Here is a 6,074-nt window from a genome sequence, read left to right as displayed (position 1 = left end):
AGCGCTTTTAGCTCAGCTGGTAGAGCACCTGACTCTTAATCAGGGTGTCCAGGGTTCGAGCCCCTGAAGGCGCACTAAACACTAGCTTTTTGGACGTATGAGCCTTGGGGCTGGTGTTTTTTATTGCCTGAAATGAAATAGATCAGAGGGAAAGCATTTCCCTCAGTCCGTTAATAACGGGGTGATTAGCCGGCAGCCATTCTACGGTATCCAGATGATCTTTATCCAGCCATTTTGCACCATTATGCTCCAGGAGCGTAATGGTGCCTTTTTTTATACTGCATAGATAGCAGTGCATAGTCAGATGAAAATCAGGATAGTCGTATTCTGTTGTCATAAACAGTTTTTCAGGAATTACTTCCACGGCTAATTCCTCCTGCAGTTCCCGGATCAGTGCGTCTTCGGTGGTTTCGCCGGACTCAATTTTCCCGCCGGGAAACTCCCACAGATTTATAAACTGCCCGTAACCTCTGCGGGTAGTCAGGATTTTGTGATCCTTCATTATAATAGCAGTTGCGATTTCAACCTTTTTCATAAGCACCTCCGAGAAATTATTATTTTCAATTATATCATGAGTTTTTTGGGGATGCAATGAATGCTGCATTCTCAACCGCAAGTACGATAACAGAAATAGAGCAACACGCAGCATAACATTTTCCTTCAAGTGAATATGGCGAAAAAGGTCACTTTATGGTATAGTGAAAGAAAACAGATGAAAAGGAGACTGCCATGCAAAAAGTTTTAATGATGATTTTAAAAGACTGTCCGCATTGCCATAAGGCACTGGCACTTATGGAGGAACTGAAAACAGAGCACCCTGAGTATGGGAAGACCGAGGTCAGAATCGCAGATGAATCCGTGGAAACAGAGCTTGCAGAATCTTTGGATTACTGGTATGTTCCCACCTTTTATGTGGGGGATAAAAAGGTGCATGAAGGCGTTCCAACCAAAGAAAAGGTGGAAAAAGTATTTAAAGAAGCGTTGACGGGGTTATGATGAAAAAAATACAGGTAAAAAAAATATTAGATAAATTGGATGATTTGTATGGAGTGGATAAGGATGGATTTCTTCACAGAGAGCCCTGGCAGCTGCTTCTGGCAATTATGATGAGCGCCCAGAGTACTGATGCCCAGGTAGATTTGGTACTTCCGTCACTTTATGACAGATATCAGAAAGTGGAAGAGATGGCTGAGGCTGAGATTGAGGAGCTGGAAGGAATGATTAAGACCATCGGGCTTTACCACAGTAAGGCTAAAAATATGAAAAAATGCTGTCAGCAGCTGGTGGCAGAGTACAACGGACAGGTTCCGGACAACCGTGAGGAATTAATGAAGCTGGCAGGGGTAGGAAGAAAGACCGCCAATCTTTTTATGTCAGATGCCTATGGTGTTCCAGAGATTACGGTGGATACCCATGTGAACCGGATATCAAACAAACTGGGCTGGGCGCATCATTCGGATCCGCTGAAAGTGGAACTGGAATTACAGGAAGTACTGCCAAAGGATCACTGGATCAGGATCAATATACAGCTTATCCGTCATGGGCGCGCGGTATGTAAAGCCAGGAAGCCTATGTGTGGGAATTGTGCACTATCAGAATGGTGTGAATTCCATTTGGCTGAAAATCAATTAAACAAAAGTAATAAATCAAAAGCAGTGTAATAAAAGTAAGAGGTGTAAGGATGAAAATAATCGCAATTCAGGATATCATAGACTGCAATCAAATGCTGAAAGAAAAGGAATTGGCATTCAAAGTACATATAAGGGATGCCTGCGGCAAACAGTCCTTTTGGATAGAATCACTTGGAAATGAAAGCGGGGAACTGCAGTATAAGGATATGTATCAGGCTTTGGATGCTTTTTTCGGGGAAAGAGGATGTAAGATATCATTTAGTGAAGACAAGATTAATTTTTGGGTGGGCTGAAGAATTTTTTTGCATTTTTCTGTCATCTTTGGTATTATGGATGAGGTAAATTGTTAGTTGTTATGAGATAGGAGTATGTATAATGATAAAAATGGCTTTGATAGATGATGAACAATCTGTTCTTGAATGGCTTGAGAAGTCATTGCCCTGGGAACAGTGTGGAGTCAATCTTGTTGGAACAGCAGAAAATGGAAAACAAGGCCTGGATATCATCCAAAAAGAATTGCCGGATATTGTAATTACCAGCATAGACATGCCCATAATGGATGGGTTGGAAATGATGGAAAAAGCGGTCGGTATGGGAATAGATACGAAGTTTATTGTTTTAAGCGGATATAATGAATTTGAGAATGCCCAGGAAGCGATCCGCTATGGAGTAAAGGAATATCTTCCAAAGCCGGTAACGGAAGAGCAGATACTGGAAGCTGTGAAACGGGTATCCTGCCGGATTGAAGAGAGCAAACGACGTATGGAATGGGTAAAGGAAATGTGCCAGGAACCGCACCAGGATCAGGATATGCTGACCATCGGGCTATTTCAGCAGCTGATTATGCAGATCCCTGTCCAGGATAAAGTCATACAGGATTACCGGAAGCTGACGGGGCATGGCGAGCGTACAAAATACCAGGTGATTTTAATTCGGGTAGAGGAGCAGGAAGCCCTGTCAGACCCCATTGTTCATATGATAGAAGAGTGTTTTCGGAAATATCATTTCGATGCAGCAGCGGTGAATTATCTGCCGGGGGAAATTATGCTGGTGATCAGTTATCTTGCAGATAACCTTTTGTATATTATCTTAAATGAAAATATGAAAAAAGTGACAAAGATGGTTTCAGACCGTCTGGAGAAGGAGTACCAGTTGTCCTGTACCATTGGCATCAGTGAGATACAAAAAGGACTGGAAAGTGTATATGGCTGTGCAAACCAGGCAAAGAATGCATTGGTTTTTACAACTTTAGAGGAAAATCATAATATCGTGTCTATCAGTAATCTGATGTTTGAGGATGAACAATACCATTCTCCCATAAAACGGGAACGCCAGCTTCTGAATGCACTGAAATCCGGGAATGCAGACGAGGCGGAAAGCGTATTGGATTTGATCTATGAGGAATTTTCCGAACAAAAGAAAAATTCATTGTCCATAAATAAAAAGATATGTACCGAATTGATTGTGGTGTGTATCAAGGGGATTTATCCACTTGGCATGTGCCTGAACGAACTGTTCCAGACAGAAGATGATCCGATCTATCTGATACATGATCAGAAAAGTATTACGGATGTTAAGAATATCGTGTACCGGGCAGTTCGACAGATGGCGGAGTGTATTGGAGATAAAAAATGTGAAGTACCGGATAGTGATGCCGGAAATAAATAACACCATAGGATTAGCACCGTATCTTCTATGAAAAATGGAAGATACGGTGTTTTTACAGATACAGTCAAGTATTCGGTCAGGAGAGAATAAACCGCCGGGAAGTGGATGAGCAGGCTGCGGGGAAAACACCAGGAGAGTCCCGCTTAGAATAGTAAAAATTTACTATAGACAGAATGGAAAATAAAGGGTATCATAAACATGAAAACAAAAAACTACAAATGTAATATTTGAGCGTACCCCAAATGGTAATCCACCCATCATACTATTATTTTATTACTATCAGGGGACATGCATCTGACGAGGAGGAACGTTATGAAAAAAATACACAGATATCTTGTAAAATACCTGATTGTGTTGTCCCTTACATGTCTGCTGCCGCTGCCGGCAAAGGCGGCTGTATCCAATATCAGGGGGATTGACGTATCCAGGTATAACGGAAACGTAAACTGGAACAGTGTTAAGCAGCAGGGCTATTCATTTGCTATGCTGAAGACAGGAGACGGTGCGCAGACAGGTACTTACGAAGAGGATCTGGATCAGCAGTTTGAGGCAAATTACTATGGTGCCGGAAATGCAGGAATCAAGCGCGGCGTCTATCACTTTTGCTGTACCACCACCGTGGCGGGGGCAAAAAAAGAAGCAGAGTACTGCCTGAAGATTTTAAGAGGGAGGAAGCTTGAGTATCCGGTAGTCTATGATATAGAACAAAACGGTACTTTTAAGAAGGGGAAAAAGAATACCACTGCAATTGCAAAAGCTTTCTGTGATAAAATCAGAAAGGCAGGATATACGCCAATGATCTATTCCTCTGATTACCGTTTAACCAATGATTTTGACTGGTCCAAGCTTTCCGGGATTAAAATATGGGTAGGCAGTTATGGGATTAAAAAGCCGGCATTTTCCGGATCATATGATATGTGGCAGTATACAGACAAAGGAAAAGTGCCGGGAGCAAATACAGACAGAGGTTATTGTGATCTGAATTATTCATTTATGGAAGCAGAGCAGATACGTCTGAATACGTCGGAGATAACTCTGGGTGTAAAAGAGACTTATAAGCTGAAAACTACTGTAAAACCCAGTGGTTGTACGGATTCCAAGAGATACACCACATCCAATAAAAGAGTGGCAACGGTGAACTCATCCGGTAAAATTACTGCAAAGAAATCCGGCAGTGCAACGATTACCGTAACCACAGGCAGTGGGAAGACAGCCCAATGTACCGTGAAAGTAAAAAAAGCGCCGGCAAAAATAAAGTTAAATAAAAAGTCCGTTAGGCTGAGGAGAGGCAAAACATACCAGATTAAACCAATCTTAGCTACAAAGTCCCAAAGTAATAAGATTACATATTCCTCAGAGCGCAGGGCGGTGGCATCCGTGACAGGAAAAGGTCTGGTACGGGCAAAGAAAAAGGGTATCACTCATATAACAGTGGAGACTTATAATAAGAAAAGTACCAGACTAAAAGTAACAGTAATTTAATGTCACATTATGAATAAAATGTTTTCAGAGTTTTCATAGAACGTTCAATAGTTCATCATTGAAAGTACACATTTAGAAGTTATGATATAAACATAACAAACAAAGAATTGTTATATAAACTTTTTCATAACTCCTTCCTTTTTAGCCCTGCAGTCGTGAAGCAGGGCTTTTTAATGCCCAAAATTTCTACAGCATGTCCGGTATGAGTGAAGCAAGCTTTTTAGCCAGAAGCATATGGCTGCTCTGATCCAGATGCATGTGGTCCTTTGGATGCATACGGATTCCCGGTATGGTGGATGCATCCAGAAAATAGATGCCCAGCCGTTTGGCGATGTCCTCATAATAAGCAGCCAGTGCCCGGGATTTTTCCACACAGCCTTTTCCCATTTCATCAGCTATAAAAGTATTTTCATAACCCTCTTCTATGGGAGCTGGGGCAATTATTAAGATCCTGGGATCATGATGCCAGGCATCCGTGACGGACATGGCTTTTCTGGTCAGGCGCTCCATGCCTTTTGCGATGTTCTCAGCGTTAGAGCTGAAACGTTCCTTCGTATCGTTTGTTCCCAGCATAAGAATGAGAAGATCTACAGGTTCGTGGGTCATAAGGCTTTGAAAAATTGATGACAGACCGTTTAACCCTTCAAACAGAGGATCTTCAAAGACCGTCGTTCTTCCGCTCAGTCCTTCCTCGCAGATCAGATAATCATCTCCTAGATAGCTGCCCAAAAGGCATGTCCACCGTTCGTCTTCGGAAAAGCGTCCGTTTGTCCCGGTGCAATAGCCATGAGTGTTGGAGTCTCCGAAGCATACAATATGTTTTTTCATTATAATACCTCCTCGTAATAAATTTAGATAGAATACCAAAACGTATATAAATAGAATAATACAAATAAATGTAAATAGGACAACTAAAACATATGTAAATAGGATAACATAAACATATGTAATAGAATAACCAAAACATATGTAAATAGGATAACATATACGTATGTAAATAGAATAACCAAAACATATGTAAATAGGATAACATATACGTATGTAAATAGGATAGCCAAAACATATGTTAATAGAATAATCAGAGTGTATCATGGGGCGTTTTTTAATACAATAGAATAATCGGGACAAAAGAGCCATAATGCAGAGAAGTTTTACTTCCATGTATATGGCTCTTTTCCTTTATGAGCTGCCAGAAAGCAGTTTTTAATATATACTGACAGGGTTTGCCGCTGAAATCCTGAATTTGGGGATTACCAGCATTTTGTCTCTTCTACAGCTGCTCGGATATCTTCG

At 41.2% G+C, this 6,074-nt stretch carries 7 protein-coding genes and 1 tRNA gene; 6 read left to right on the top strand and 2 right to left on the bottom strand.

What is annotated here, in order from left to right; translation table 11 throughout:
• Nucleotide 1 precedes the first annotated feature (1 nt).
• Nucleotides 2-74 (top strand) — tRNA-Lys (locus ACH2DQ_RS01530).
• A 68-nt stretch (nt 75-142) separates the two neighbouring features.
• Here the strand turns inward: ACH2DQ_RS01530 and mutT are convergent.
• Nucleotides 143-535, bottom strand: a complete 393-nt coding sequence (mutT, locus tag ACH2DQ_RS01525) for an 8-oxo-dGTP diphosphatase MutT (protein ID WP_394913938.1) — start codon at nt 533-535, stop codon at nt 143-145.
• Between the two features lie 194 nt (nt 536-729).
• Here mutT and ACH2DQ_RS01520 point away from each other — a divergent pair, with 194 nt between their 5' ends.
• From ACH2DQ_RS01520 to ACH2DQ_RS01500, 5 genes are all read left to right on the top strand, one after another.
• Nucleotides 730-996, top strand: a complete 267-nt coding sequence (locus ACH2DQ_RS01520) for a glutaredoxin family protein (RefSeq protein ID WP_394913937.1) — start codon at nt 730-732, stop codon at nt 994-996.
• Entirely contained in the window at nt 993-1,661 is a 669-nt protein-coding gene (nth, locus tag ACH2DQ_RS01515; RefSeq protein ID WP_394913936.1) for an endonuclease III, read from the top strand. Before ACH2DQ_RS01520 ends, nth begins: the two co-directional genes overlap by 4 nt.
• 20 nt (nt 1,662-1,681) lie before the next feature.
• Entirely contained in the window at nt 1,682-1,924 is a 243-nt protein-coding gene (locus tag ACH2DQ_RS01510) for a hypothetical protein (protein WP_394913935.1), read from the top strand.
• 82 nt (nt 1,925-2,006) lie between these two features.
• A complete protein-coding gene (locus tag ACH2DQ_RS01505) occupies nt 2,007-3,299 on the top strand; it encodes a response regulator (RefSeq protein ID WP_394913934.1) in 1,293 nt (430 codons plus the stop codon).
• A gap of 312 nt (nt 3,300-3,611) precedes the next feature.
• Nucleotides 3,612-4,781: a GH25 family lysozyme gene (locus ACH2DQ_RS01500; protein WP_395025228.1), complete on the top strand. Its 1,170-nt coding sequence runs from the start codon at nt 3,612-3,614 to the stop codon at nt 4,779-4,781.
• 186 nt (nt 4,782-4,967) lie between these two features.
• Here the strand turns inward: ACH2DQ_RS01500 and ACH2DQ_RS01495 are convergent, their stop codons facing one another.
• Nucleotides 4,968-5,609 (bottom strand): GDSL-type esterase/lipase family protein, encoded by a 642-nt coding sequence (locus ACH2DQ_RS01495; protein ID WP_394913932.1) that lies wholly within the window; start codon nt 5,607-5,609, stop codon nt 4,968-4,970.
• Nucleotides 5,610-6,074 lie beyond the last annotated feature (465 nt).

The organism is Robinsoniella sp., assembly GCF_034124845.1.
Note: the sequence above shows the minus strand (reverse complement) of the source record. Positions and strands in the feature narration are given on the sequence as shown.